Source organism: Pseudomonas sp. 3A(2025) (assembly GCF_054589175.1).
This window is the reverse complement of sequence record NZ_BAAILM010000039.1, coordinates 369,032-391,920: the sequence shown is the minus strand read 5'-3', so window position 1 is coordinate 391,920 and position 22,889 is coordinate 369,032. Positions and strand designations below refer to the sequence as shown.

General features: G+C 61.8%; 23 protein-coding genes and 2 pseudogenes. 3 read left to right on the top strand and 22 right to left on the bottom strand.

From position 1 onward, the window contains the following. Positions 1 to 170: 170 nt before the first annotated feature. The 13 genes and pseudogenes from ACYP2A_RS17340 to ubiE form a co-directional block, all read right to left on the bottom strand. Positions 171 to 1,034, bottom strand: coding sequence for a methyl-accepting chemotaxis protein (locus ACYP2A_RS17340; protein WP_459746930.1), 864 nt, complete (start codon positions 1,032 to 1,034; stop codon positions 171 to 173). Continuing rightward, positions 1,026 to 2,111: pseudogene (locus ACYP2A_RS17335) on the bottom strand (methyl-accepting chemotaxis protein); the annotation flags it as partial. The pseudogene ACYP2A_RS17335 and the gene ACYP2A_RS17340, both read right to left, overlap by 9 nt. Positions 2,112 to 2,260: 149 nt before the next feature. After that, complete coding sequence (locus ACYP2A_RS17330; protein ID WP_459746929.1) at positions 2,261 to 2,974, bottom strand: methyl-accepting chemotaxis protein; 714 nt, start codon at positions 2,972 to 2,974, stop codon at positions 2,261 to 2,263. Positions 2,975 to 3,115: 141 nt separating this feature from the next. Further along, positions 3,116 to 4,096, bottom strand: a pseudogene (locus ACYP2A_RS17325) (methyl-accepting chemotaxis protein); the annotation flags it as partial. Between the two features lie 164 nt (positions 4,097 to 4,260). Beyond that, a complete protein-coding gene (locus ACYP2A_RS17320; RefSeq protein WP_459746833.1) occupies positions 4,261 to 4,968 on the bottom strand; it encodes a 16S rRNA (uracil(1498)-N(3))-methyltransferase in 708 nt (235 codons plus the stop codon). Beyond that, entirely contained in the window at positions 4,965 to 5,750 is a 786-nt protein-coding gene (gene tatC / locus ACYP2A_RS17315) for a twin-arginine translocase subunit TatC (protein WP_459746832.1), read from the bottom strand. The genes ACYP2A_RS17320 and tatC overlap by 4 nt, the downstream gene beginning before the upstream one ends. Further along, positions 5,747 to 6,196, bottom strand: coding sequence for a Sec-independent protein translocase protein TatB (gene tatB / locus ACYP2A_RS17310; RefSeq protein ID WP_459746831.1), 450 nt, complete (start codon positions 6,194 to 6,196; stop codon positions 5,747 to 5,749). The genes tatC and tatB overlap by 4 nt, the downstream gene beginning before the upstream one ends. A gap of 3 nt (positions 6,197 to 6,199) precedes the next feature. Then, positions 6,200 to 6,490 (bottom strand): twin-arginine translocase TatA/TatE family subunit, encoded by a 291-nt coding sequence (locus ACYP2A_RS17305; RefSeq protein WP_459746830.1) that lies wholly within the window; start codon positions 6,488 to 6,490, stop codon positions 6,200 to 6,202. Between the two features lie 31 nt (positions 6,491 to 6,521). Continuing rightward, complete coding sequence (locus ACYP2A_RS17300; protein WP_459746828.1) at positions 6,522 to 6,860, bottom strand: phosphoribosyl-ATP diphosphatase; 339 nt, start codon at positions 6,858 to 6,860, stop codon at positions 6,522 to 6,524. A 2-nt stretch (positions 6,861 to 6,862) separates the two neighbouring features. Next, positions 6,863 to 7,255: a phosphoribosyl-AMP cyclohydrolase gene (hisI, locus tag ACYP2A_RS17295; protein WP_459746826.1), complete on the bottom strand. Its 393-nt coding sequence runs from the start codon at positions 7,253 to 7,255 to the stop codon at positions 6,863 to 6,865. Positions 7,256 to 7,322: 67 nt separating this feature from the next. Further along, complete coding sequence (gene ubiB / locus ACYP2A_RS17290; RefSeq protein WP_459746825.1) at positions 7,323 to 8,942, bottom strand: ubiquinone biosynthesis regulatory protein kinase UbiB; 1,620 nt, start codon at positions 8,940 to 8,942, stop codon at positions 7,323 to 7,325. Beyond that, on the bottom strand, positions 8,939 to 9,568 hold the full coding sequence (locus ACYP2A_RS17285; RefSeq protein WP_459746824.1) for a ubiquinone biosynthesis accessory factor UbiJ: 630 nt from the start codon (positions 9,566 to 9,568) through the stop codon (positions 8,939 to 8,941). Before ACYP2A_RS17285 ends, ubiB begins: the two co-directional genes overlap by 4 nt. Continuing rightward, entirely contained in the window at positions 9,568 to 10,338 is a 771-nt protein-coding gene (gene ubiE, locus ACYP2A_RS17280; protein ID WP_459746822.1) for a bifunctional demethylmenaquinone methyltransferase/2-methoxy-6-polyprenyl-1,4-benzoquinol methylase UbiE, read from the bottom strand. Before ubiE ends, ACYP2A_RS17285 begins: the two co-directional genes overlap by 1 nt. Positions 10,339 to 10,469: 131 nt before the next feature. On the opposite strand from ubiE, the gene ACYP2A_RS17275 reads away from it, so the two are divergent. The 3 genes from ACYP2A_RS17275 to ACYP2A_RS17265 all read left to right on the top strand — a co-directional run bounded on the left by ACYP2A_RS17275 (position 10,470) and on the right by ACYP2A_RS17265 (position 12,283). Continuing rightward, the gene (locus ACYP2A_RS17275) at positions 10,470 to 10,745 is read left to right on the top strand and encodes a polyhydroxyalkanoic acid system family protein (protein ID WP_459746820.1); all 276 of its coding nucleotides are present in this window, start codon (positions 10,470 to 10,472) and stop codon (positions 10,743 to 10,745) included. Between the two features lie 214 nt (positions 10,746 to 10,959). Then, positions 10,960 to 11,439, top strand: a complete 480-nt coding sequence (locus ACYP2A_RS17270) for a phasin family protein (protein WP_459746819.1) — start codon at positions 10,960 to 10,962, stop codon at positions 11,437 to 11,439. A gap of 10 nt (positions 11,440 to 11,449) precedes the next feature. Beyond that, positions 11,450 to 12,283, top strand: coding sequence for a phasin family protein (locus tag ACYP2A_RS17265; RefSeq protein WP_459746818.1), 834 nt, complete (start codon positions 11,450 to 11,452; stop codon positions 12,281 to 12,283). A gap of 51 nt (positions 12,284 to 12,334) precedes the next feature. Here the strand turns inward: ACYP2A_RS17265 and ACYP2A_RS17260 are convergent, their stop codons facing one another. From ACYP2A_RS17260 to argS, 9 genes are all read right to left on the bottom strand, one after another. Further along, positions 12,335 to 12,958 carry a TetR/AcrR family transcriptional regulator gene (locus tag ACYP2A_RS17260; RefSeq protein WP_459746816.1) on the bottom strand — a complete coding sequence of 208 codons (624 nt, stop codon included), beginning with the start codon at positions 12,956 to 12,958 and terminating at the stop codon, positions 12,335 to 12,337. A gap of 29 nt (positions 12,959 to 12,987) precedes the next feature. After that, positions 12,988 to 14,673, bottom strand: a complete 1,686-nt coding sequence (gene phaC / locus ACYP2A_RS17255) for a class II poly(R)-hydroxyalkanoic acid synthase (RefSeq protein WP_459746814.1) — start codon at positions 14,671 to 14,673, stop codon at positions 12,988 to 12,990. Between the two features lie 136 nt (positions 14,674 to 14,809). Then, positions 14,810 to 15,664: a poly(3-hydroxyalkanoate) depolymerase gene (gene phaZ, locus ACYP2A_RS17250; protein WP_459746813.1), complete on the bottom strand. Its 855-nt coding sequence runs from the start codon at positions 15,662 to 15,664 to the stop codon at positions 14,810 to 14,812. Positions 15,665 to 15,753: 89 nt separating this feature from the next. Continuing rightward, complete coding sequence (phaC, locus tag ACYP2A_RS17245; protein ID WP_459746811.1) at positions 15,754 to 17,433, bottom strand: class II poly(R)-hydroxyalkanoic acid synthase; 1,680 nt, start codon at positions 17,431 to 17,433, stop codon at positions 15,754 to 15,756. Positions 17,434 to 17,796: 363 nt separating this feature from the next. Continuing rightward, positions 17,797 to 18,174 carry a gamma-butyrobetaine hydroxylase family protein gene (locus ACYP2A_RS17240; RefSeq protein ID WP_459746810.1) on the bottom strand — a complete coding sequence of 126 codons (378 nt, stop codon included), beginning with the start codon at positions 18,172 to 18,174 and terminating at the stop codon, positions 17,797 to 17,799. Between the two features lie 133 nt (positions 18,175 to 18,307). After that, positions 18,308 to 19,645: an HslU--HslV peptidase ATPase subunit gene (gene hslU / locus ACYP2A_RS17235; protein WP_459746809.1), complete on the bottom strand. Its 1,338-nt coding sequence runs from the start codon at positions 19,643 to 19,645 to the stop codon at positions 18,308 to 18,310. A gap of 38 nt (positions 19,646 to 19,683) precedes the next feature. Further along, positions 19,684 to 20,214: an ATP-dependent protease subunit HslV gene (gene hslV, locus ACYP2A_RS17230; RefSeq protein WP_459746807.1), complete on the bottom strand. Its 531-nt coding sequence runs from the start codon at positions 20,212 to 20,214 to the stop codon at positions 19,684 to 19,686. Between the two features lie 189 nt (positions 20,215 to 20,403). After that, positions 20,404 to 21,120, bottom strand: coding sequence for an SPOR domain-containing protein (locus ACYP2A_RS17225; RefSeq protein ID WP_459746805.1), 717 nt, complete (start codon positions 21,118 to 21,120; stop codon positions 20,404 to 20,406). Position 21,121: 1 nt separating this feature from the next. Further along, entirely contained in the window at positions 21,122 to 22,858 is a 1,737-nt protein-coding gene (gene argS, locus ACYP2A_RS17220; RefSeq protein ID WP_459746804.1) for an arginine--tRNA ligase, read from the bottom strand. Positions 22,859 to 22,889: the final 31 nt, after the last annotated feature.

Here is a 22,889-nt window from a genome sequence, read left to right as displayed (position 1 = left end):
GCTTGATGCAACCCACAAACACGCCCCTGATTCAGGGGCGTTTTTGTTTGGCCATGCTCCAATCGTGTGTTGGAACGCCGTCGTAGGACCGACTTTAGTCGGGAAAGCGGTTACGCGGTGCCTGCTTCCCGACTAAAGTCGGTCCTACAAGCGGTTCGCCGCCCGACGGATTACACCTTGAAGCGCCCCACCAATTCCTTCAAATGATTGCTCAGTCGCGCCAGTTCGATGCTGGAGGTGGCCGTTTCTTCACTGGCGGTCGCGGTCTGTTCCGAGATATTGCGCACGTTCACCACGCTGCGGTTGATCTGTTCGGCCACGGCGCTTTGTTGTTCGCTGGCGGTGGCGATCTGGCGGTTCATGTCCTGGATGCTGGCCACGGTGCGGGTTATCTGTTCCAGCGCGCTGCCGGCGCGGCGGCTGAGGTCGACGCTCTGGTCGGTCAGGCTGCGGCTGTTGTCCAGGGTGGTAGCCACTTGCTGGGTGCCGCTTTGCAGGGCGGCGATCAGTTCTTCGATTTCCTCGGTCGACTGCTGGGTGCGCTGCGCCAGGCTGCGTACTTCATCGGCGACCACGGCAAAGCCGCGCCCGGCCTCACCGGCCCGCGCGGCTTCGATGGCGGCGTTGAGCGCCAGCAGGTTGGTTTGCTGGGACACTGACTTGATCACGTCGAGTACGCCGACGATCTTGCCGCTTTCTAGCTTGAGGCTGTTCATCGCCTGGGTTGAGTTGCGCATTTCACCGGCCAGTTGCTCGATCTGGCCAATCGCTTCGCCGACCACTTTGTCGCCGTCGCGGGCCTGCTGGTCGGCGTGGGCTGCCGCCTGTGAAGCCTGTTGAGCATTGCTGGCGACCTGCAACACGGTGGCGGCCATCTCATTGATAGCAGTGGCGACCTGGTCGGTTTCCTCTTTCTGGTTATTGACCCCCACATTGGTCTGTTCGGTGACCGCCGACAGTTGCTCGGCGGCGCTGGCAATCTGCGTGACGCCGTCGCTGATGCCGTTGATCAGCGCGCGCAGGTTCACGGTCATGGTCTGGATGCTGGCTTGCAACTGGCCCATCTCGTCGTGGCGCAGCGTGTGCAGGTCGCAGCTCAAGTCACCCACGGCAATCCGTTCGGCGGCTACCAGCGCCTGGCGCAGCGGGACGATGATCTGCCGGGTCATGATCCAGGCAGCCAGCAGCCCGAACAACATCGCCAGCGAGGCAACGCCAGTCAGGGTGCTGCGTGCATGGCCCGCTTCGGTGTCGCGCAGCGAGCCTTGCAGGCCGATCAGTTCGGCGACCGATTCGAGCATCTTGTCACCGAGGTTTTCCATGCTTTGCTGATTCTGCTCGACCTTGACCTGCGCTTCGCGAAAAGCGCCCAGCGATGCCTTGTACAACTGCAAGGCCGCTTCGGCGGGTTTCAAGGCCTGCAGATTGTCTTCGGCCTGATCCTGAGCGATCTGCGCAATTTCTTTGAGCGCTTCGTCGAGGGCGGTAATGGCTGCGGTTTCATCCTCCTGCTTGCCGGTGAACGTGTAGGTTTGCACCTGAAAGCGGGCGAGCTGAATCTGCTGTTTGAGCTGCGACAGGTTGGTGAACTCGTCCAGCCGGTCACTGTTGTCCTGTTCCTGGCTGACGGCCTTGAGCACTTCGCTTTCCACCTGGCCAATTGCCTGGACCGCCAGCACTGCCTGTTGTTGCAGGGTGCTTGAGGCCTCGTCGCGACCCTTGCGCTGCAGGGCCAGCTCGGCAAAGGTCTTTTCCAGGCTGGCGACGATGCCGCTCTGCGCACCCAGCAAGTCAAGGCTGCGCCGGTCTTCGACCTCCTTGCGCAGCAGGCCCAGATGGGTTTCCAGTTCGTTGAGCCGGTCTTCGACGCGGGTGGCGCTTTGCGCGGTGTTTTCTTCGCGAAACAGAATGCGCTCGGCGCGCAGGTCCTTGGTCAGGTTGCTGAGTTGGGCAATGGACGAGATCGACTCGGAGCGTTCGATCATGGTGTCCAGCCCGTACCAGCCGGTCAGGGTAATGGTCAGGGTCAGCGACAGCACCAGGCCGAAGCCCAGCGCCAGTTTGAGCCGGACACTGAGGTTGTCGAGCGAATGATTGATCCAGCGGAACATGGGGTTTCTCCTGCGGATGGGTAGCGTCATGAACGCATCGGCAGGAGCGGGGAGTGCGCGACCTGTATAGGTCGTAGGAGATTTCCGAGCGATAGCGGAAGGTGAAGCGGGTCACAGGCCAGGGCGCCGTGTGGCGCCCATCGTGGCCATCAAACGGTAAAGCGGCTGACCAGGGTTTGCAGGTGATTGCCCAGGCGCGCCAGCTCGACGCTGGAAGCGGCGGTTTCTTCGCTGGCCGCCGAGGTCTGTTGCGACACGTCACGTACATTGATGACGCTGCGGTTGATCTCTTCGGCGGTGGCGCTTTGCTGTTCGGCGGCGGCCGCAATTTGCTGGTTCATCGACTGGATGGCCGAGACCGTGCGGGTGATGCTCTCCAGTGTGCCACCGGCGCGGCGGGTCAATTCGACGCTGCTGTCGGTCAGTGCCAGGCTGTCGTCCATGATGCTCGACACCTGTTGGGTGCCGTTTTGCAGGCCGGCAATCAGGGCTTCGATCTCTTCGGTGGACTTCTGGGTACGCTGGGCCAGGCTGCGCACCTCATCGGCGACCACGGCAAAGCCGCGCCCGGCTTCACCGGCACGCGCCGCTTCGATGGCGGCATTGAGCGCCAGCAGGTTGGTTTGCTGGGCCACCGATTTGATCACGTCGAGCACGCTGCCGATCTTGTCGCTTTCACGCTTGAGCTCGTCCATGGCCGTGGTGGAGTTGCCCATCGCCTTGGCCAGCCGCTCGATCTGGCCGATGGCCTCATTGACCACACGATCACCTTCACGGGCCTGCTGGTCGGCGGCCAGGGCGGCTTCCGAGGCTTCTTCGGCGTTGCGCGCCACTTCTTGCACGGTGGCGGTCATTTCATGCATGGCGGTGGCCACCTGATCGGTCTCGACGCGCTGGCTGTTGACGCCGGCGCTGGTCTGCTCGGTGACCGCCGACAGTTCTTCGGCGGCGCTGGCGATTTGCGTCACGCCATCGCGGATGCCACCCACCAGGTCGCGCAGACTGACGGTCATGCGCTGAATGCTGCTTTGCAACTGACCCAGTTCGTCTTTGCGATTGACGTTCAGGTTGTGGCTGAGGTCGCCCGACGCCACGCGGTCAACGGCTTTGAGGGTGTCCTGCAGGGGCGTGGTGATCTGTCGGGTGATGATCCAGGCAGCCAAGACGCTCAGTGCCAGTGCCAGAAGGGTGGCCAGGCTGATGGTCAGGATGGCCTGCTGGCTGTCCTTGTCGCGGCTGGCGTTCTGCTCCTGAATCAGCTCGGTGCTGAGTTTGACCAGTTGCTCGCCCAGCGGGGTCATTTTGTCCAGTGCCACTTTGCCGGCCGCCTGGGCATCACGGTACTGGCCGACGGCTGCACGGTAGCCTTGCAGACCGGCCTGCGCCGCTTGCAGGGTCGGTATGAAGTCAGCAGGGATGTCGCCGGCCAGCGAGTTGATACCGACCATGGCTTCGTCGATGGCCGCGTTGGCGTTCTTTTCGAATTCGGCACGACCGCTGTAGGTGTAGCCACGCACCTGGAAGCGTGCCTGCTGAAGCAGCTTGCTGACGCCCACAATGCTATTGAAGGCCAGGATGTTGTCGCCCTTGAGCAGTTCGGCTTCGATCTTGTTGATTTCAGCCACGGCTTTGTCGGCATTGTCGCCCATCAGGCTGCGGGTACCTTCGCGGGTATCGATGGCTCGGGTCATCTCGATGAAGGCCTGGCGATAGTCCTTGGCAGTCTGAAGTTGCGCGTCTACCCGTTGCTGATTGATGCTGGAACGCATCAGGCTGCGGGCTGTGCGCAGGTCTGTTTCGAGCTGGTTCAGCGCTGCGATGACGCTTTTGGCAGCTTCTGCGTTGAATACAGCTTCATAGCGCTGCCGCTGGATGCGCAGTTCCAGCGTCTGCTCATTGGCTTCATTGATGGCGTTCACCCGCTCGCCACGCTCGATCAGGGTCTGGATGCTGTTCCAGCCGGTGGCGCTGATGGCGAGTGTCATCAGCACTACCAGGCCGAAACCAAAGGCCAGTTTGCGGCTGACGCTCGCGTTGGCGAGACTTTGGGTAATGGACATGAGGACTCCTTGCCGTGCAGGTGCTATACGAACCTTGTATATCGGCAAGAATCCTACAAGCTAAAGCGATGTGGATGACAGAACAATGATTAGAACAAGCGGGCCAGCAGCGCGGTAACGGCGGTCTCGACGCGCAGAATCCGTGCCCCGAGTTGCACCGGTTGCAGCCCGGCCTTGCCCAGTAACTCGACCTCGTACGGAATCCAGCCGCCTTCCGGGCCGATGGCCAGTGTCACCGGCTGTTCGACGGCGCGCGGGCAGGCCGGAAAGTCGCCGGGGTGGCCGACCAGGCCCAGGGTGCCTTGCGCCACAGCCGGCAGCCGGTCTTCGACGAACGGCTTGAAGCGCTTCTCGATCAACACCTCGGGCAGCACGCTGTCGCGGGCCTGCTCAAGGCCAAGAATCAGGTTTTCGCGAATCGCATCGGGGTTGAGAAACGGGGTCTGCCAGAAGCTTTTCTCGACCCGGTAGCTGTTGACCAGAATCAGGCGTGGCACACCCATGGTGGCCACGGTCTGGAACACCCGGCGGAGCATTTTCGGGCGTGGCACGGCGAGGATCAGGGTCAGCGGCAGCTTGGCCGGGGGCGAGCTGTGCAAGGCCACACGCAGCTCGGCTTCACGGGGCTCCAGGCGCAGCACCTCGGCTTCACCCAGCAGGCCGCCGATTCGCCCGACCCGCAGGCTGTCGCCCACTGCCACGCGCTGCACCTCTTGCATGTGGGTCAGGCGCCGGTCGCGCAACACCACCCGGTCGGGCGCAATGAAGTCGCCTTCTTCAAGCAGCAGCAGGTTCACGGCAGCGGCGCTGGCGGCTGGTCGCCTTTGAGGTCGTCTGGGTGTTCGCCGCGTTTGGTGATCAGGCTGCTGCACAGGATGCCCAGCTCGAACAGCAACCACATCGGCACTGCCAGCAACGTCTGCGAGAAGATGTCCGGCGGCGTGAGGATCATGCCGACCACAAAGCAGCCGATGATCACGTACGGGCGGATCTTTTTCAGGTACTTCACATCGACCACGCCGATCCACACCAGCAGCACCACGGCCACCGGAATTTCAAAGGCCACGCCGAAGGCGAAGAACAGGGTCATGACGAAATCGAGGTAGCTGGCAATGTCGGTCATCATCGACACGCCTTCAGGCGTCACGCTGGCGAAGAAGTGGAAAATCAGCGGGAACACCAGAAAGTAGGCGAATGCCATGCCGGCATAGAACAGGATGATGCTCGACACCAGCAGCGGCACCGCAATGCGCTTCTCGTGACGGTACAGGCCCGGCGCAATGAACCCCCAGACCTGATGCAGGATGATCGGCATGGAGGCGAACAGCGCGACCATCATGGTCAGCTTGAACGGCGTCAGGAACGGCGAGGCCACGTCGGTGGCGATCATCGTCGCACCTTCGGGCAAGTACGCGCGCAGCGGTGCGGAGACCAGGGTGTAGATCTTCTGCGCAAAGTAGAACAGGCAGGCGAAGACCAAAAACACCGCCGCCACGCAGCGCAGCAGGCGGGTACGCAGTTCGGTCAGGTGCGAGACCAGCGGCATTGGCTGGTCGTTTTCCGGGATATCGGCGCTCATGGGGCTCGCGGTGGCAATGACGGGTCAGTGAGGGCAGCGGGCTGGACGACGGCTGCCGCCGGCTTTGGCGCTTTTTCCAGGCTCAGGCGCGGCGCTTGCGGCTTGACAATGGCAGCAGGCGCGGCGGGCTCGGGTTGCAGTTCGATCGGTTGCGGGTCCGGCTCGGCGGCAGGCGCATCGCGGTTCAGCACGTCTTCGTTGGGCGGCGAGAACAGTTTGCGGGCTTCTTCTTCCAGCGACAGGATGTGTTCGTTGTGCAGTTGCCGGCGAATTTCGTCGGCACCGATTTCACGTTCGACTTCCTGCTTGATGGCATTGAAGCTGCGTCGCAAGCGGCCTATCCACAAGCCTGCGGTACGCGCGGCGCCCGGCAGGCGCTCGGGGCCGAGCACCAGCAGGGCCACCAGGCCGACCAGCAGCAGTTCGGAAAAGCTGATACCAAACATGGATCAGACCTGATCCTTGCGCACTGGCTCCTGCACCCGCTGCGCCTGGGCGTCGATGGTATGCGGCGGCTCCGGTTGTGGATTATGCGCGGTGGTTTGCGCCGGCTGCGGTTGTGGCTGCGGCTGGGCGCTGGCATTCGGGTCAGCCGGCTTTTCGTCGTCGTTCATGGCTTTGCGAAAGCCCTTGATCGATTCGCCGACGTCACTGCCCAGGCCCTTGAGTTTCTTGGTACCGAACACCAGCACCACAACGACCAGGATGACGATCCAGTGTTTCCAGTCAAAAATACCCATGAAGCAATCCTCTTGAAGTTCAGACTCGAAATCAGGCCTGGCCTGTGGTCCGGGCCGCTTTTTCCGCATGACCGGACACGCCGGTGCGGCGCTCCAGTTCGTCGAGTACCGCTTGTGGATGCAGGCCCAGGGCCGAGAGCATCACCATGCTGTGGAACCACAGGTCAGCGGTTTCATAGATGACATCGCTGAAGTCGCCGCTGACGGCGGCGTCCTTGGCGGCAATGATGGTTTCGACCGACTCTTCGCCGACTTTTTCCAGAATCTTGTTCAGGCCCTTGTGGTGCAGGCTGGCGACATACGAACTGTCGGCGGCTGCGCCTTTGCGCGATTCCAGCACTTCGGCCAGGCGGGTCAGGGTGTCGGTCATGTTCAGTTTCCTGCTTGATAGATGGCGTCGGGGTCTTTGAGCACCGGGTCGACGGTTTTCCAGTCGCCGTTCTCGTAAACCCGATAGAAGCAGCTTTGCCGGCCGGTATGGCAGGCGATGCCGCCCAGTTGCTCGACCATCAGGATGACGACGTCGGCATCGCAGTCCAGGCGCAGCTCGTGCAGTTTTTGCACATGGCCGGATTCTTCGCCCTTGCGCCACAGTTTGCCGCGCGAGCGCGACCAGTAGATGGCGCGGTTTTCGGCGGCGGTCAGGGCCAGCGCCTCGCGGTTCATCCAGGCCATCATCAATACGCGGCCGGTCTGATAGTCCTGAGCGATTGCAGGCACCAGTCCGTCGCTGTTCCAGTGAATCTCGTCCAGCCAGTCTTTCATATTTACTCCGGCTGCCGGGGTTCTCGCCCGGCGGATTTGACAGTGTGCCAGCGCCTTGGGCTGCTGGCTATCGACGAACGATCAGATACAACCCTGCCACCAGCATGATCCCGGCCGGTACGCCGGCCACTCCCGGCAAGGTAGTACCTGCCGAGCTCATGGCCCAGGTCTGGATCGCGCCACCGCTCAGCAATGCGGCCCCCAGCAGGCGCAAGGCCCAGCTGTCGTTACGCTCGCGCCACGGTTGGGGCGGATCGTTGGCGTGCGGCTGCGAGAGACGTTCAAGCAGGTCGCGGGTCATGCCGGCAATATGCGGTAACTGTTCTACCTGTGATTGCAGGTTGCCCAGCAGCGTTCTGGGGCTGACCCGGTCGCGCATCCAGCGCTCCAGAAACGGTTGCGCCGTGCTCCACAGGTCCAGGTCAGGGTACAACTGACGGCCCAGGCCTTCGATGTTGAGCAGGGTTTTTTGCAGCAGCACCAGTTGCGGTTGCACTTCCATGTTGAAGCGCCGTGCGGTCTGGAACAGGCGCATCAAGACCTGGCCGAAGGAAATATCCTTGAGCGGTTTCTCGAAGATCGGTTCGCACACCGTACGGATTGCTGCCTCGAATTCGTTGAGTTTGGTTTCTGCCGGCACCCAGCCCGAATCGATGTGCAACTGCGCCACCCGGCGATAATCGCGCTTGAAGAAGGCAAACAGGTTACGGGCCAGATAATCCTGGTCTTGCGGAGTCAGGCTGCCGACGATGCCGCAGTCGATAGCGATGTATTGCGGGGCCCACGGGGTGACCGTGCTGACGAAAATATTGCCCGGGTGCATGTCGGCGTGGAAGAAGCTGTCGCGAAACACCTGGGTGAAGAAAATCTCGACGCCGCGTTCGGCCAGCAGCTTCATGTCGGTGCGCTGGTCGGCCAGGGTCGCCAGATCGGTGACCTGCACGCCATAGATGCGCTCCATCACCAGTACCTTGGGCCGGCACCAGTCCCAATACACCTGCGGCACGTACAGCAGGTCCGAGCCTTCGAAATTGCGCCGTAGCTGGCTGGAGTTGGCCGCTTCGCGCAGCAGGTCCAGCTCGTCGTAGATGGTCTTTTCGTAGTCGCTGACCACCTGCACCGGGTGCAACAGGCGTGCATCGGCCGACAGCCGCTCGGCGATGCGCGCCAGGATGAACAGCCAGGCCATGTCCTGGGTGATGATCGGGCGCAGGCCGGGGCGCACCACCTTGACCACCACCTCTTCGCCGGTCTTGAGCCGCGCGGCATGCACCTGAGCAACGGAGGCCGAGGCCAGCGGTTCGACATCGAAACGGCTGAACACCTCGCTGATCTTCGCGCCCAGCTGCGATTCGATCAGTTGCACCGACAGTTGCGGGTCGAACGGTGGCACCCGGTCCTGCAGCAGCATCAGCGCGTCGGCGATGTCTTCGGGCAGCAAGTCGCGGCGGGTCGAGAGCAACTGGCCGAACTTGATGAAGATCGGCCCCAGGTCCTGCAACGCCAGGCGCAGGCGCGTGCCGCGATCAAGCTCGGAGGGCTTGCGTGGCAGCCAGCGCCACGGCAGCACAAAGCGCACCGCCAGCAGCCACCAGGGCAGCGGCAGGGCAAACAGCAGGTCATCGAGACGGTAGCGGATTACGACACGCTGGATACGAAACAGGCGGCGGACGGCAAGCAACTTCATGCGGGATCGCTATTGCTGGGGTTCAGTGAGTGGGAAAGGCGTGCAACCCGGGCTTCCAGGCGTTCCAGATCGAGTTTGATCCGGTCCAGTTCACTGAACTGCGCCTCGGCCTCATGTTTGCCGACCAGGGTGCGTGATTCTTCGCTCAAATAATCGGCCAGGTTCTGGCTCAGGCTGGCCAGCGCGCCCTTGCTCCAGCGTGCGCGGCTGCGCAGGTGGCTGCCCAGCAACTGGCTGGCCACCGGGCCCAGCCAGCGCGACAGCTCGTATTCCCAGTCCAGTTCAAGGTCCTGAAGAATACCGGTCAGCTCCAGCAGCACGCCGCTGTCGCCTTCGATCTCGACATTCGGGCCATGCAGGACGGCGGTCTTGTCCTGGCTCAGGGCCAGACGCAGCAGGCTGGTGGCCGGTGCGCGCAGCGTACAGTCGGCGTCACCGGCCCAGTCGGCGGCCAGAAACAGGCCTTCATCACTGGGCAGGATGAACAGCTTCAGGGCCGGATCGCGGCAATCGATGGCAATCACCGTGCCGGCCAGCGCACTCAGGCGCGGCAGCGCGGTGCTGTCCATGCGCAGCACCCGGTTGATGCCGTGCTCGACACTGGCCAGCAAGCCTCGCAGCAGCATCAGGGCTTGATACCCCGGTGCAGGGCAACGATGCCGGAAGTCATATTGTGGTAGGTCACGCGGTCGAAGCCGGCCTGGACCATCATCGACTTCAGCGTCTCCTGGTTGGGGTGCATGCGGATCGATTCGGCCAGGTAGCGGTAGCTTTCCGAGTCGTTGGTGACCAGCTTGCCCATCAGCGGCATGAAGGCGAACGAGTAAGCATCGTAGGCCTTGGACATGAAGGTGTTGGTCGGTTTGGAGAACTCCAGCACCAACAGACGACCACCGGGCTTGAGCACGCGCAGCATCGAGCGCAGGGCGTCTTCTTTATGGGTCACGTTACGCAGGCCGAAGGCGATGGTCACGCAATCGAAATGGTTGTCCGGGAACGGCAGCTTTTCAGCGTCGGCCTGAACGAATTCGATATTGCCCGACACGCCTTTATCCAGCAGGCGGTCGCGCCCGACCTTGAGCATCGAGGCATTGATGTCGGCCAGCACCACATGGCCGGTCGGGCCGACCAGTTGCGAGAACTTGCGCGCCAGGTCACCCGTGCCGCCGGCGATGTCGAGCACCCGGTTACCCGGGCGCACGCCCGACAACTCGATGGTGAAACGCTTCCACAGCCGGTGCATGCCACCGGACAACAGGTCGTTCATCAGGTCGTATTTGGCGGCTACAGAGTGGAAAACCTCAGCGACCTTCTCCGCCTTCTGGCTTTCCGGCACGTTCTTGTAGCCGAAGTGGGTGGTAGGTTCGGCATCGCTGCCTTTGCGCTGATCGGTCATATCGCTGTCACCGGAATAGAATGCGGCCATTCTAATCGGCGTGGCTGGCTTTGTCTTGACAACGCGCATGACAGCTACAAGTGGCTTGCTATAGTGCCCCCATGATTCACCTTCGAACGAGGACCATTGGCATGTCGAAAATCATCGTTGAGCGCCCGCACGATCTGGGCCACGAGCAGGCCCGTACCAAGGCTGAGCATCTGGTAGAGAAGCTGGCGGCCAAGTACGGCCTGGAACACGAATGGGACGGCGACAGCGTGTCGCTGCACGGCAAGGGCGCCAAGGGCCGGGTCGACGTGGAAGCGGCGCTGATCCGCGTCAGTATCGAACTGAATTTCTTCCTGTCGGCGATGAGCGGCAGCATCAAAAGCGAAATCGAACGAGTCCTCGATCGCGAGCTCGCTTAGGCGCAGCGGCAAGCGATCAGCCTCAAGCTGCAAGAAAGAGCTAACGGCAGCTGTAAGTCTCAAGCCTCAAGCTGCAAGTAAGAACAACACGCTTGTAGCTTGAGGCTTGCAGCTTGCGGCTGCTCTTAGGGTGTGGATTCTAATTTTTCGCTCTACTTTGGTTTCACTGTCCCTTGAGGGACGTTCTCTTCAACTATCGAGCGTGAGGTGAACCATGGCCAAAGTCAGTGTGAAAAGAAAGATCGAAGTCGACCTGGAACAGGACGGCAAGCTTTCCGAAGTCAAGCACTACGCCCGCAAGATCTGGCTGGCGGGCCTGGGTGTGTATACCCGGGTCAATGAAGAAAGCAGCGAGTACGTCAAAGAGCTGATCCGCACCGGCGAGCGTGTCGAAAAGGACGCAAAAAAGGTCATCGACGAAAAGGTCGAGGCCGCCAACAGCGAGATCGACTCGATCAAGGGCGAGGCGTCCGAGGTCAAGAATCGCTTTGAAGCGCAACTCGACAAGATCGAAGGTTTGCTCGACCGGCGCATCGCCAAAGGCCTGCACCGCATCGGTATTCCGTCAAGACATGACGTTGATGCGCTCTCTGCTAAGCTCGATGAACTGACGGCATTGCTGGAACGCGTCGGGCCTCGAAAGCTCGAGCGCCCAGAGCCTAAAAAGCTCGCGCGCGTCGAGTCTGATCAATAAGGAGAGTGGGATGGCTGGCAAGAAAAAAACCGAAAAAGAAAGCAGCTCCTGGGTTGGCGAGATAGAGAAGTACTCTCGCCAGATCTGGCTGGCTGGGTTGGGTGCTTACTCCAAGATCAGCAATGACGGCAGTAAGCTTTTTGAAACACTGGTAAAGGATGGCGAGCAGGCCGAGAAGCAGACGCAGGCTCAGGCCGAGCAGAAGCTCGATGACGTCAAGGACGGCATCAAGGCGGGCAAGTCCCGGGTTGGCGATGTCAAGGACCTGGCCATTGGCAAGTGGAACGAGCTTGAAGGCGCTTTCGATAAACGCCTGAACAGCGCCATTTCGCGTCTGGGCGTACCGAGCCGCAATGAAGTCCAGAGCCTGCATGACAAGGTCGACCAACTGACCCGCAAGATCGAGCAACTGACGGGCGAAAAAGCCAGGCCAGTGACCTCGCGGGCTGCCGCGTCCAAACCGGCTGCCGGCAGCACTGCCAAGCCGTTGATCAAGGCCGCAGCGAAAACGGTCGCCAAGACCGCCGACAAGGTTGCCGATAAAGCCGCTGCCGCCAAACCTGCGGTGAAAAAGGCCGCTGCCAAGCCTGTTGAAGCCGTCAGCAAAACGGCTTCAGCAACTGCCAGCAAGGCTAAATCGGTGGCCGATTCGGCCGAAGCGAAGCCGGCCAAAAAACCAGCGGTACGCAAGCCTGCCAGCAAACCGGCAGTGGCCAAGGCGCCCGCCAGGGCAAAAGCTGCGGCCAGGCCAGCAGCAGAGGCTGCGCCTGCCACCGAGGCGCCGGCAGCCCCTGCAAGTCCGGCTGCCAACAGCGACGCCGGTGCGTCCGCCAGCCAGTCCTGATCAGGGCTGGCCAGCCCGGTTTGCCTTGCAGATCGGGCGGGCTCCTGGCGCTCAGGACGCTTGCTGTTCCAGATAATGCAGCGCCAGTTGCTCCACGCTTTGTCGCGAAGGGGCGACCAGGTGCGGCGCGACCAGCATCATGATCTGGTAGACCACTACCCGCACCTGGCCATCACGGCCCAGAATGCGCTGGTAATCCAGTGAAAACAGCAGCGTTAACGTTACCTGTTCTACCAGATGCCCCAATGCCTGGGTGTCGCTGACCAATTGCCCCTGCGATTTGAGATGGGCCAGTAACGACGCCAGGGTGCGCTTGAGCGCATCGAGCAGGTTACGAATGCCGCGCGCCAGCTTGGGCAAGCGCCCGGCCAGGTTCGACAGGTCCTGAAACAGAAAGCGGTAATGCGCCAGCCGTTCGACGATCAGGTGCAGGAACAGCCAGTAATCCTCGGCATCCAGCCGCGCATGCGCCGGTGGGTCGAGCAACGGTGCCAGCTCTGCCTGGAAGCGTTCGAACAGGTTGAGAACCAGTGGCTCCTTGCCGTGAAAGTGGTAGTACAGATTGCCAGGGCTGATGCCCAGTTCATTGGCGATTTCCAGAGTCGAGACATTCGGCTCGCCATTGCGATTGAACAACGCCAGAGCACATTCAAGAATTCGGTCGCGGGTTTTCATCCATCCCTCTTGTTCGGCAATCCATTCAGTCAGCGCACATGCACGTAGGTGCCCGGGGCCGCTTCCATCGGCGGATACGCCTCGTTGCCCAGGCTTGTGCGGGGTTCGCGCAGGGTGCCGGAGCGTTCCTGAACCCAGGCCAGCCAGGTCGGCCACCAACTGCCTTCCTGCGACTTGGCGTCGTAATACCAGGCGCGCGGGTCACTGCTGAGCTGGCTGCTCTCGACGAATGTAGCCTTGGGATTGCCCGGCGGGTTGAGAATGCTCTGCACATGACCGCTGCTCGACAACACGAAGCGCCGCTCGCCGCCCAGCAGCAGGGTAGAGCGATACACCGCATCCCAGGGGGTGATGTGGTCGTTGATGCCGGCCACGCTGAAACTGTCGACCGTGACCTTTTGCAGGTCGATGGGCGTGCCGCACACTTCAAGGCCGCCAGGGTGGCTCAACGGGTTGTGCTTGAAGAAATCCAGCAGGTCGCCATGCAAGGCGGCGGTCAGGCGCGTGGTGTCGTTGTTCCAGTAGAGGATGTCGAAAGCCGGTGGTGCCTTGCCCAGCAAATAGTTGTTGATCCAGTAATTCCAGATCAGGTCGTTGGGGCGCATCCAGGCAAATACCCGGCTCATCTCACTGCCTTCCAGCACGCCGCGCTGGTACGAGCGACGCTTGGCAGCCTCCAGCGCTTCTTCATCGATGAACAGCGTGGCCGGGCTTTCGATCTGGCTGTCGAGCAGGCTGACCAGATAAGTAGCGCTGGCCACCCGGCGCATCTGCCGCTTGGTTTGCAAATGGCCTTGCAGAGCGGCAACCGTCAGGCCGCCGGCGCAGGCCCCCAGCAGATTGACTTCGCGGGCGCCGGTGATTGTCCGGCAGACATTCATGGCCTGTTCGGCGGCTTCGACGTAGCTCGACAGCCCCCACTCGCGATGGCGTACATCGGGGTTGCGCCAACTGATGACAAAGGTCTGCAGGCCGTTTTTCAGGGCGTACTGTACGAAGCTGTTGGCGGGGCTCAGGTCGAAAATATAAAACTTGTTGATCTGCGGTGGCACGATCAACAGGGGGCGGCTGTATTGCTTCTCGCTCATGGGCTTGTACTGGATGAGCTCCAGCAGTTCGTTGCGAAACACCACCGCGCCTGCGGTGGTCGCTAACGTCCGGCCAATCTCGAAAGCGTCCTTGGTGGTCTGGCTGGGCAGGCCATTGTTGTGCAGCAGATCACTGGCCATGTGGCTCAGGCCCTTGATCAGGCTGCTGCCACCGGAGTTGAACAGCTCTTTGATCGCCATCGGGTTGAGCAGGGTATTGGTGGGCGCCAGCGCGTCGTTGATCAGGCTGAACAGAAAGTGCGCCCGCGCCCGGTCGTCGCTGCTCAGGTCGCTGTCATCGATCCAGTGCTTGAGCTGATGCTGCCAGCTCAGATACGCCTGCAGCCCGCGGCGGTACAGCGGGTTAAGGCGCCAGGCCGGGTCATCGAAACGGCTGTCGCGCGGGTGAGGTGCATGGGGTGTTTCGCCCAGGATCATTACCCGTCCCAACTGGTTGCCCAGCGCCAGTGCATGGCGGGCGCTGCGCAGCGGATGCCGCCAGCCCTGGCTGGCCACACTGCGCAAGGTAGAGAGCAGGTCGCGCCCGCGCAGGCCGGTAATTGCGCTTTGCGCGTTGATGTACGTGGCCGGGGTCGTCTCGGCATGCTTCACAGGTTTTTCTCGCATCTGGCAACACTCCTTCGTCAAGCCATCAGTGAAAACTCGGGACGCAGGAACGCTGCGTCGTTCTGCGCGATTCGACGGTCCTGTCAGGGCGCACAGCGGGGTAGAGCGAATGGCGCCTCTTCAGAGGCGGCCAAAATCAACGCGTGGTGGATGTGGGGTGCGGATGCATGACTGCACGCTGACGTTCCTGTTGCAGAAAGCTCATGATGATGGGCGCTACCGCTTCGGCCCGGGTAATCAGGAACAGATGACCGTCATCAATTATGTGTAGCTGGGCATTGGGTATCCGCCAGGCTAAAAGGCGCATATTTACCAGCGGAATCAGTGGGTCGTCGTCACCGGCCAGCACCAGGGTTGGCTGGCGAATCTTGTGCAGCCAATGAATGCTGGTCCAGCCCATGCCGGCAAACAGTTGCCAGTAGTAACCCAGCTTGCCGGACGAGCGAACCTTGGCAGCATGGTTGGCCGCCAGGTGCGGGTCGCGGCGAAAGGCCCCGCCGTAGATCTCAGGTGCAATACGGATGACGTGCGAGGGCTGGATATAGCGCCGGGGGCTGGCCATCAGCATCAATACCCGCGGCTTGCCCGGCACCATCACCATGCCGGCTGCGGTGGCGGCCAGCACCAGCTTTTTGCAGCGCTCCGGGTAATCGTGGGCGAACTGCTGGGCCAGCGCGCCGCCCCAGGAAACACCGATGGCATTGACCTGCCCGTAGTCGAGGTAATCGAGCATGCGCGCAGCCAGCCTGGCCAGGCCCGGAAAACGGTACGGACGCCTGGGTGTCGAAGAGCCGCCGACGCCTGGCACATCGAAGGCGATGACTTCCATGTCAGGGTCCAGCGCGTCGACGAACGGAAACACCAGTTCCAGGTTGGCGCCGATGCCGTTGAAAATCAGCAGCGGCGTCATGTGGCTCTTGCCGGGCCGCACGGCGGTACGAATCGTGTGGCCGTCCAGGTCAATAGAGCGAAATACAAACGGATGCGGCATGCCGGAGCCCTGTTGGTTAATACGCTGGAAAGCGGTCCTGCGCCTTTTCCAGACCGACCGAGGCATGGCCTCTTGCGTTTAGATCAAGCTTAGCGTTCGTGGACATAAGTGCCCGGTGAGGCCTCGCCGGCCGGGTGCGCTTTGTTGCCCAGGCTTGCAGGCGCCTTTTTCAGCGTGCCAGAGCGCTCGCTGAGCCAGGCCTGCCAGTGCAGCCACCAGGAGTCGGTGTGCTTGGTGGCGTTCTCCTGCCAGGCGGTCGGCTCTGCCGGCAGCTCGCTGTTGGTCATGTAACGGGCCTTGGGGTTGCCCGGCGGGTTGAGGATGCTCTGGATATGGCCGCTGCTCGACAACACGAATTCGGTCTTGCCACCGAACAGGCGCGCCGATTTGTAGCACGACAGCCAGGGCGTAATGTGGTCGTTGGTGCCGGCCAGGCAGAACACGTCGTTGGTGACCTGTTTGAGATCGATGGCGGTCCCGCACACTTCCAGGGCATTGGGGCGGGTCAGCGGGTTGTTCTTGAACATCTCGATCAGGTCGCCATGAAAGGCGGCCGGCAGGCGCGTGGTGTCGTTGTTCCAGAACAGAATGTCGAACACCGGCGGCTCGTTGCCGAGCAGGTAGTTGTTGACCCAGTAATTCCAGATCAGGTCGTTGGGGCGCATCCAGGCAAACACCTTGGCCATGTCGCGGCCTTCGAGTACGCCGGCCTGGTAGGAGTGGCGCTTGGCCGTTTCCAGGGTCTGCTCGTCGACGAACAGGGCGACTTCGTTATCCATGGTGGTGTCGAGCACGCTGACCATCAGGGTCATGGCATTGATCTTTTTCTCGCCCAGGGCTGCATAGTGGCCCAGCAAGGCGGTGCAGGTAATGCCGCCCGAGCAGGCGCCCAGAATGTTCAGGTCGCTGCTGCCGGTGATGGCGGTGACTACGTCGACCGCTTCCTTGAGCGCCTCGATGTAGGTCGACAGGCCCCACTCGCGCTGGGCTTTGGTCGGGTTACGCCAACTGACGATGAACGTCTGTACCTTGCTGTTCAGGCAGAAGCGCGCCAGGCTTTTTTCCGGGCTGAGGTCGAACACATAGAACTTGTTGATCTGTGGCGGGATCACCAGCAGCGGGCGCTGGTAGACCTGTTCGGTGCCGGGCTTGTACTGGATCAGCTCCAGCACATCGTTGCGAAACACCACCGCGCCTTCGGTGGTGCCCAGGTTCTTGCCGACCTCGAACGCATCCATGTTGACCTGGCTGGGCATGCCGCCGTTGTGCACCAGGTCCTTGGCCAGGTGTGACAGGCCGTCGAGCAGGCTCTTGCCGCCGGTCTCGAAAAAACGCTTGATCGCCGCCGGGTTGGCCGCGCCATTGGTCGGTGCCATGGCCTCGGTCATCAGGTTGATGACGAAGTGGCCGCGGCTGATGTCCTGCGGGGTCAGGTGGCTGCCGTCGAGCCAGTCATGCAGCTCTTTGCGCCAGGCCAGGTAAACCCCCAGATAGCGGCGGTACAACGGATTCTGGCTCCAGGCCGGGTCCTGAAAGCGGCGATCGTCGCTGGTCGGCTGCAGCTGCGAGCGACCCAGCATCACGTTTTTCAGCTCTACGCCCAGGTGGGCGACATGCTTGACGCTATGGATCGGATGCCTGATCGCCAGGCGCATGACCATGCGTGCGGTGGTCAGTAAATCCTTGCGACGCAAGCCCACCACCGGGTTGAGTCCCAGCGTGTGTTCAGAAGCCTGGCGCGGCAGTTCATCGTTGTTCTTGCTACTCATCTACGACGCTCCGTTGTCCTGAGGCGAGTACTGGCGAGTGATACAGGCGAGCGCCAGTACTACTGCTCATGTGACCGATGATGGCTGGTTGGCCGGTTCCCCAAGGCATGCCCATGGCACGAAGGCGTCTGAACGGCTGCGCTTTCACCACGGTTGACTGGCATGGCCCCTTTTGCTGCTGCGTCGAAACGATGCAGTTAACTTGCCAGAATCCTTGGCTACACGAGATTGCAAAAAACATGCAGGCAGCGTTATGCAAACAGGCCGCTGCGCGGCACATTGAAACAAAAACAATTAGAAACCGCTTACTAAAACGCCAAGCGGTTCGGGGGAAGGATAGACGCTGTTTATGACTGCGCTAGGTCAAAGCATCAGGCGCACGACTTGCTCGTGCGGATCGCGGGTCTTGCCGGCCTTTTTCAGCTCCAGCAGGTAGTCGTTCCACAAGTCGTCCTGGCGCTGGCACAACTGGTACAGGTAGTCCCAGGTGAACAGCCCGCTGTCGTGGCCATCGTCGAAGGTCAGCTTCAGGGCATACTGCCCGGCGGCCTCGACCTTGCTCAGGCCCACGCCCAGTTTGCCGAACTGCAGGATGGGCTTGCCATGCCCCTGCACCTCGGCCGAAGGCGAATGCACACGCAAGAACTCGGCGGGCAAACGATAGTGCTCGTCGGGGGCGTACTTCAGCGTCAGGGTTTTCGAGGCTTTATGCAGCTCGATGGCAGTGGGCAGCTTGTTCATGGTCCGCAGCTTAAGGCTGCAAACCCATTAGCTGCAAGCCTCAAGCCGCAAGCTTCAAGCAGAACGATGTTAGTGCGGCTAACACCACTCTGCCTCTAACTTGCGGCTTGAAGCTTAAAGCTTGCCGCTGCTGTCAGAGAATATAGCGCGACAGGTCTTCGTCGTCGGCCAGTTCGCCCAGGTGGCTGTTGACGTAGTCGGTGTCGATGCTGATCGGCTGTGCATCGGGCTGACCTGCCAGATCACCGGCGCTGAACGACACTTCTTCAAGCAGACGCTCGAGCAGGGTGTGCAGGCGGCGGGCACCGATGTTTTCGGTCTTTTCGTTGACCTGCCAGGCGATTTCGGCCAGGCGCTTGATACCGTCGGGCTTGAATTCGATGTTCAGCCCTTCGGTCTTGAGCAGTTCGCGGTATTGCTCGGTCAGCGAGGCATGTGGCTCGCTGAGGATGCGCTCGAAGTCCTGTGGCGACAGGGCCTTGAGTTCCACGCGAATCGGCAGCCGGCCTTGCAGCTCGGGCACCAGGTCGCTTGGCTTGCTCAGGTGGAACGCACCGGAGGCGATGAACAGGATGTGGTCGGTCTTGACCATGCCCAGCTTGGTGTTCACCGTGCAGCCTTCGATCAGTGGCAGCAGGTCGCGCTGTACGCCCTCACGCGAAACGTCTGCACCGCCGACATTGCCGCGCTTGGCGACCTTGTCGATTTCGTCGATGAACACGATGCCGTGCTGTTCGACCGCTTCCAGCGCCTTGGCCTTGAGCTCGTCGTCGTTGACCAGACGGCCGGCTTCTTCCTCGCGGACCATCTTCAGCGCGTCCTTGACCTTGAGCTTGCGCGACTTGCGTTTGCCCTTGCCCATGTTGGCGAACAGGTTCTGCAACTGGCTGGTCATTTCTTCCATGCCCGGCGGCGCGGAAATGTCGACGCCAACGGCTTCGCTGACTTCGATCTCGATTTCCTTGTCGTCCAGCTGGCCTTCGCGCAGGCGCTTGCGGAACAGCTGGCGGGTGTTGGAATCGCTGGTCGCCACCGGCTCTTCATTGAAGCCGCCGCGTGCCGGTGGCAGCAGGGCATCGAGAATGCGGTCTTCGGCAGCGTCTTCGGCGCGGTGGCGAACCTTGACGATCTCTTGCTCGCGCAGCAGCTTCATGGCGGCATCGGCGAGGTCACGGATGATCGACTCGACGTCGCGGCCGACATAACCGACTTCGGTGAATTTGGTCGCTTCGACCTTGATGAACGGCGCGTTCGCCAGCTTGGCCAGGCGACGGGCGATTTCGGTCTTGCCGACACCGGTCGGGCCGATCATCAGAATGTTCTTGGGGGTGACTTCGACGCGCAGTTCTTCGGGCAGTTGCATGCGCCGCCAGCGGTTACGCAGGGCGATGGCGACGGCGCGCTTGGCGTCGTCCTGGCCAATGATGTGGCGGTTCAGTTCGTGGACGATTTCGCGGGGAGTCATGGACATGGTTATCAACGGTCCTCAGGTCGGATGGCCGCAACGGCTCACTCGGCGAGGTCCTGCTCCTCAATGGTGATGTTGTGGTTGGTGAACACGCAAATATCGCCAGCGATGTGCAATGCGGTTTCAGCGATCTCGCGCGCCGACAGCTCGGTCTTCTGTAACAGGGCGCGGGCCGCGGCCTGGGCGAAGGCGCCGCCGGAACCCATGGCGATCAGCCCGTCTTCGGGCTCCACGACATCGCCGTTGCCGGTGATGATCAGGGAGGCGTCCTTGTTGGCGACTGCCAGCATGGCCTCAAGGCGGCTCAGGGAGCGGTCGGTACGCCAGTCCTTGGCCAGCTCGACGGCGGCACGGACCAGGTGGCCCTGATGCTTTTCCAGCTGGGCTTCGAAGCGTTCGAACAGCGTGAAGGCGTCGGCGGTGGCGCCGGCAAAGCCTGCGATGACCTGACCGTGGTACAGGCGACGCACTTTTCTGGCGTTGCCTTTCATCACGGTATTGCCCAGGGAAACCTGGCCGTCACCGGCCATGACGACTTTGCCGTGGCGGCGTACTGAAACGATGGTGGTCAAGGGAAGAGTCTCCACGCAGCGGGGCGAAAATGCCCAGATGGAGACAGATATGGGGATGGGGGCGGTGATTTCAACCGTGGACGATAAATGCCGGGTTGCTGGATGGTAACCCCGTAGGAGCGGTTTTAACCGCGAACCAGACACTGCGGTCTGTGATCTTCCCGGCTAAAGCCGGTCCTACGGGCCCCGTCAGCGGCTTTGGCGCTGTTGTAACAACAGGTTGCTGAAGCCGCCGCCGGCCAGTTGCTTCTGGGCGGTGGTCAACTGGTCGCGGTTGCTGAACGGGCCGACCAGCACGCGGTACCAGGTTTCTTCCTTGACCGTGCCGGACTCCACAGTTGCGGTCTGGCCCAGCAGGATGATCTGCGCACGCACCTTCTCGGCGTCGGCCTGTTTGCGGAACGAACCCGCTTGCAGGAAGAACTGCGTCACCGGCGCAGGCTTGGCTGGCGTGGTCGCCACCGGTGGCGCAGGCGGCGGGGTCAGGCCACTCAAGGCTGCCTGGGCGCGGGCGGTGTCGATCTTCGCCGCCTGTTCCGCAGTAACCGGAGCGACCGGGGCTACAGGTGCAACCGCAGGCGCCGGTGGGGTTTTCTCAGGCACCGCTTCCTTGGGCACGATGACTTCCGATTCCGGCAGCAGCGTGTAGAAGTCGTACTTGGGCTTGACCACGGCCGGGCTCGGCGGCGTCTTGTTCGCCTCGGCGATCTTGGCGGCAGCCTTGGCCTCGGCTTTTTCGCGTTTGATGTCGCTACCACCGGGCTCCAGTTTCATCAGAAAGACAATGAAGGCGCCGACCGTAAGGCCGACAGCCAACCATACCCATCCTGGGATCGACTTCTTCGGCGCTGCCTGATGGCGACTGGCACCGCGCTTGGGAGCCGCTTTCTTTTTAGCCACTGCCAACTTACATACGCTCCAGAGTGTCCAGGCCCAGCAGATCCAGGCCTTGCTTGAGGGTGCGGCCGGTCAGGGCAGTCAGGCGCAGGCGGCTCTGCTGCTGGTCCGGGTTTTGCGCACCAAGGATAGGGCAGTTTTCGTAAAAGCTGGAAAACAGCCCCGCCAGATCATACACATAGGCACACAGTACGTGCGGTGTACCTTTTTCGGCAACCGTGTTGAGAATTTCACCGAACTGCGCCAGGCGCGCGGCCAGCTCCAGCTCTTGTGCGGCCTCCAGCACGATATGGCCGCTGCTGGCGTCGAACGGCGTGCCCAGCTTACGGAACACCCCGGCAATACGCGTGTAGGCGTACAGCAGGTACGGCGCGGTGTTGCCTTCGAAGCTGATCATCTGATCGAAGTTGAAGCTGTAGTCGCTGGTGCGGTGCTTGGACAGGTCGGCGTATTTCACCGCGCTGATACCCACCGCTTTGGCGATGCCGCGCAACTCGGCCTCGGCCAATTCGGGGTTCTTTTCCTTGACCAGGTCATAGGCGCGCACTTCGGCTTCGTCGAGCAGATCGATCAGCTTCACGGTGCCGCCATCGCGTGTCTTGAACGGACGGCCGTCGGCGCCGTTCATGGTGCCGAAACCCATGTGCTCCAGTTGCATGCCTTCGTGGGTGAAGCCTGCACGGCGCGCCACTTCGAAGACTTGCTGGAAGTGCAGCGCCTGGCGCTGGTCGACGAAATACAGCACACGGTCGGCGTGCAGCACCTTGCTGCGGTAGCGGATGGCGGCCAGGTCGGTGGTGGCATACAGATAACCGCCGCCGGCCTTTTGCACGATCACCGGCAACGGCGTGTCGTCGGCGGTGCGGAATTCTTCGAGGAACACGCACTTGGCGCCTCCGCTCTCGACCAGCAGGCCGGTACTCGCCAGGTCGCTGACCACGTTGGCCAGGTCGTCGTTGTAGGCGCTCTCGCCCTTGACGTCGGCCGGGGTCAGGTTGACGTTCAGGCGTTCGTAGGTCTTCTGGCAGTGCGACAGCGAGATTTCGTTGAAACGCTTCCACAAGGCCAGGCACTCGGCATCACCGGCCTGCAGCTTGACCACCAGCGCGCGGGCGCGATCGGCGAACTCTGCGCTGTCGTCGAAACGCTGCTTGGCGGCGCGGTAGAAGTTCTCAAGGTCCGACAGCTCGTCGCTGGTCGTAGGCTTTTCTTGCAGGTAAGCCAGCAGCATGCCGAACTGGGTGCCCCAGTCGCCGACGTGGTTCTGGCGAATGACAGTGTCGCCCAGCCAGGTCAGCACGTTGGCCACCGCATCGCCAATGATGGTCGAGCGCAGGTGGCCGACGTGCATCTCTTTGGCCAGGTTCGGTGCCGACAGGTCGACCACCACGCGCTGTGCCGGGCCGTTGCGCAGCACCGACAACCGTTCGTCGGCCAGCGCCGCGTCAAGGCGTGCGGCGAGCGCTTGAGTGTTCTGGAAGAAGTTCAGAAAGCCGGGACCGGCGATTTCGACCTTGCTGATCTGCTCGTCGGCGGGCAGGGCGGCAATCAGCTTTTCGGCCAGATCACGCGGTTTCAGGCCCGCAGGCTTGGCCAGCATCATGGCGATGTTGCTGGCGAAATCACCGTGGGTCTTGTCCCTGGCGTTCTCCACCTGAATCGCCGGCGTCAGCCCTGGCGGCAAGACACCCTCGGTCTCGAGACGGGTCAGGGCGTGTTGGATCAGCTGGCGAATGGTGTCTTTCATGGGGTTCTCTTCAACCGCAAGCGCGGTAGCG

Bases quoted from the DNA above. Each gene is read 5' to 3' on its own strand.
- ubiE (WP_459746822.1), bottom strand. From the start codon at position 10,338: ATGACCGATCAGCGCAAAGGCAGCGATGCCGAACCTACCACCCACTTC.
- hslU (WP_459746809.1), bottom strand. From the start codon at position 19,645: ATGTCCATGACTCCCCGCGAAATCGTCCACGAACTGAACCGCCACATC.
- ACYP2A_RS17330 (WP_459746929.1), bottom strand. From the start codon at position 2,974: ATGCATGAAATGACCGCCACCGTGCAAGAAGTGGCGCGCAACGCCGAA.
- ACYP2A_RS17305 (WP_459746830.1), bottom strand. From the start codon at position 6,490: ATGGGTATTTTTGACTGGAAACACTGGATCGTCATCCTGGTCGTTGTG.
- ACYP2A_RS17260 (WP_459746816.1), bottom strand. From the start codon at position 12,958: ATGAAAACCCGCGACCGAATTCTTGAATGTGCTCTGGCGTTGTTCAAT.
- phaZ (WP_459746813.1), bottom strand. From the start codon at position 15,664: ATGCCGCATCCGTTTGTATTTCGCTCTATTGACCTGGACGGCCACACG.
- argS (WP_459746804.1), bottom strand. From the start codon at position 22,858: ATGAAAGACACCATTCGCCAGCTGATCCAACACGCCCTGACCCGTCTC.
- ACYP2A_RS17300 (WP_459746828.1), bottom strand. From the start codon at position 6,860: ATGACCGACACCCTGACCCGCCTGGCCGAAGTGCTGGAATCGCGCAAA.
- ACYP2A_RS17275 (WP_459746820.1), top strand. From the start codon at position 10,470: ATGTCGAAAATCATCGTTGAGCGCCCGCACGATCTGGGCCACGAGCAG.
- ACYP2A_RS17240 (WP_459746810.1), bottom strand. From the start codon at position 18,174: ATGAACAAGCTGCCCACTGCCATCGAGCTGCATAAAGCCTCGAAAACC.
- ACYP2A_RS17285 (WP_459746824.1), bottom strand. From the start codon at position 9,568: ATGCTGCTGCGAGGCTTGCTGGCCAGTGTCGAGCACGGCATCAACCGG.
- ACYP2A_RS17265 (WP_459746818.1), top strand. From the start codon at position 11,450: ATGGCTGGCAAGAAAAAAACCGAAAAAGAAAGCAGCTCCTGGGTTGGC.
- hisI (WP_459746826.1), bottom strand. From the start codon at position 7,255: ATGAAAGACTGGCTGGACGAGATTCACTGGAACAGCGACGGACTGGTG.
- phaC (WP_459746811.1), bottom strand. From the start codon at position 17,433: ATGAGTAGCAAGAACAACGATGAACTGCCGCGCCAGGCTTCTGAACAC.
- ACYP2A_RS17340 (WP_459746930.1), bottom strand. From the start codon at position 1,034: ATGACCGTGAACCTGCGCGCGCTGATCAACGGCATCAGCGACGGCGTC.
- tatC (WP_459746832.1), bottom strand. From the start codon at position 5,750: ATGAGCGCCGATATCCCGGAAAACGACCAGCCAATGCCGCTGGTCTCG.
- ubiB (WP_459746825.1), bottom strand. From the start codon at position 8,942: ATGAAGTTGCTTGCCGTCCGCCGCCTGTTTCGTATCCAGCGTGTCGTA.
- tatB (WP_459746831.1), bottom strand. From the start codon at position 6,196: ATGTTTGGTATCAGCTTTTCCGAACTGCTGCTGGTCGGCCTGGTGGCC.
- ACYP2A_RS17270 (WP_459746819.1), top strand. From the start codon at position 10,960: ATGGCCAAAGTCAGTGTGAAAAGAAAGATCGAAGTCGACCTGGAACAG.
- phaC (WP_459746814.1), bottom strand. From the start codon at position 14,673: ATGCGAGAAAAACCTGTGAAGCATGCCGAGACGACCCCGGCCACGTAC.